Consider the following 1,843-nt stretch of genomic DNA (forward strand, 5'->3'; position numbering starts at 1 on the left):
CGCCTCCTGCGAGGGTAGGACGTTGCCACGCAATATGAAAAGTCTTCAATGGTATTTACTGTTGAAGGCTTTTGTTTTATATTGAGATAAGTACATATTTTAAAAGAATACGGGTGAAACTATGAAGCGCTACAAAGCATACCGATTAACCTTAGGATGGCAAATCTTGATTGGGTTAATCTTGGGAGTTATCTTCGGCGTCATTTTTTATAAAAACAACACGGCAATTACAGCCATGCAAAATATTGGAACGATGTTTATTAACTTAATCCAAATGATTGTTTTGCCGATTGTGGTTTCTTGTTTGACAGTTGGAATTGCCAGTATGGGTGATATCAAAAAGCTTGGTAGGGTTGGCCTGAAAACCATTATCTACTTTGAATTAATGACGACGATTGCAATCGCACTTGGAATGATTGTTGCTAATGTACTCCATCCAGGGACCCTGATTGATATTCACTCGCTGCATGGCTCCGATATTAGTCAATATATGGCAACCGCAAAGACGGCGCAACATACTGGAATCTGGGGAACACTACTGGGAATTATTCCAACCAACATCTTCCGGTCGCTGGCTAATGGCGATATGATGCCCGTTATTTTCTTTTCCGTCTTCTTCGGTCTTGGAATTGCGGCGATCGGTGAAAAGGGGAAGATTTTAATTGATGCCCTTAATGCGGTTGCTGAGGTGATGTTCAAGGTTACCAATTGGGTAATGCATGCAGCACCAATTGGCGTTTGTGCTTTAATTGGCGTTGCCCTGGCTGAAATGGGAATTGGAGCGTTAATTCCATTAGGTTATTTTGTTGCGATCGCCTATGTTACGATGACCGCTTTTATTTTGGTGATCATGGGAATTGTTGCTAAAATCTTTGGGTTCAGTATCTTTGATTTGTTATTAGTCATTAAGGATGAAATTGTGTTAGCATTTTCCACCGCCAGTTCTGAGGCCGTTTTGCCAAAGATGATTGAAAAAATGGGAAAATTTGGTTCAAGTCAAGGGATCGTGTCCTTTGTTATTCCAACCGGGTATACGTTTAATCTTGATGGCTCCGCAATTTATCAGTCAATCGCTGCGTTATTCCTCGCTCAGGCTTACCATATTAACCTATCAATTGGTCAGCAGATCACCTTACTAGTCGTTTTGATGATTACTTCAAAGGGCATGGCTGGCGTTCCTGGTGCATCGTTTGTTGTTCTATTAGCAACAATTTCGACGATTGGCGTCCCAGTTACTGGACTAACTTTTATTGCTGGTATTGATCGAATCGTGGATATGGGCCGAACAGCGGTGAACGTCGTTGGGAATTCACTTGCTACGGTGGTTATTGGTAAATCTGAAAAGGAATTCGACGAAGTAAAATCCAAGAAATACATTGCAACATTCAAAAAATAGCCAAATAAATAAACGCTAACGTTTCTTCTAGCAGTTCTTGTTAGAGAGACGTTAGCGTTTAGGAGTCGTAGCAGTGACGAGTCTATAATAAGCGATTTAAGACCCTTAACAGGTCCATTTCTCGTTGAATGGAGAAGGGCGTGTCCGTTCGCATATAATAGTCAATCGTTTTAAGCGCAATTGTTGCCAGAATATCAATGATATAAGGATCCTGAGAGATATCCGCATCGACGAGGGCGTCCTTGATGAGGACAACTACCTGACTTTTGAATCGAACGGTTTCATCCTGGATACTTTCAAGTGCAATAACTGTCTGGCAGAATTCGGGGTCCGAGGTCATATTCGTAACAAGTTTTTCGAGACCAGTTGGCAGGGTATCCTCCTTGATTGCCTGATGATAGACGAAACGTTTCTTCAGAAGCTGTCCAAGATCTATGATTTTTGATA

At 41.5% G+C, this 1,843-nt stretch carries 2 protein-coding genes; one reads left to right on the forward strand and one right to left on the reverse strand.

What is annotated here, in order from left to right; genetic code table 11:
* The first annotated feature begins 121 nt into the window (after nucleotides 1-121).
* Nucleotides 122-1,396, forward strand: coding sequence for a cation:dicarboxylate symporter family transporter (locus FC98_RS13665; RefSeq protein ID WP_056949752.1), 1,275 nt, complete (start codon nucleotides 122-124; stop codon nucleotides 1,394-1,396).
* 82 nt (nucleotides 1,397-1,478) lie between these two features.
* Here the strand turns inward: FC98_RS13665 and FC98_RS14925 are convergent.
* A partial coding sequence (locus FC98_RS14925) for a hypothetical protein (RefSeq protein WP_162254973.1) occupies nucleotides 1,479-1,843 on the reverse strand: 365 nt, incomplete at its 5' end.

Origin of the sequence: Lentilactobacillus kisonensis DSM 19906 = JCM 15041 (assembly GCF_001434135.1) — a bacterium.
In the GTDB taxonomy this organism is placed as follows: Bacteria; Bacillota; Bacilli; order Lactobacillales; family Lactobacillaceae; genus Lentilactobacillus; species Lentilactobacillus kisonensis.